Here is a 450-nt window from a genome sequence, read left to right as displayed (position 1 = left end):
GTTTCGCGCAGCGCCGATGCCGAGCTCAACGCCTTGATGCTGGAAAAATTCGGCATCGAGGCGGTGCGCGGCTCGGGCGGGCGGGAAAATGCCAGGCACCTCGACAAGGGTGGGGCAAAAGCGCTTATCGCCCTGAAAAAGTCGCTCGCCGTCGGCAAGAACGTCGCCATGATCGCAGATATTCCGCACGGCACGCCGCGAGACGCAGGACTTGGTATCGTTCTCCTGGCTCGCCTCTCGGGCCGGCCGCTTGTGCCCGTCGCCATCACCACCAGCCGCCGCAAGGTGCTGGAGAAGAGCTGGGACAAGACCACCATCAACCTGCCGTTCGGCCGTTCGTCGATCGTCATCGGCCAGCCGATCTTCGTGGCGGCCGGCGCCGATGACGCCGAAATGGAGCGCAAGCGCCAGGAAGTGACGACAGCGCTCAATGCCGCGACCGCCGAGGCT

General features: G+C 65.1%; 1 protein-coding gene. It reads left to right on the top strand.

What is annotated here, in order from left to right; genetic code table 11:
* Positions 1 to 450, top strand: a 450-nt coding sequence (locus tag EN949_RS35645; RefSeq protein ID WP_127372001.1) for a lysophospholipid acyltransferase family protein, incomplete at both ends; no start/stop codon positions are given.

It is taken from the genome of Mesorhizobium sp. M7A.F.Ca.US.007.01.2.1 (genome assembly GCF_003998165.1).
GTDB classification, from domain to species: Bacteria; Pseudomonadota; Alphaproteobacteria; order Rhizobiales; family Rhizobiaceae; genus Mesorhizobium; species Mesorhizobium ciceri.
This window is presented reverse-complemented; position numbering and strand designations above follow the sequence as displayed.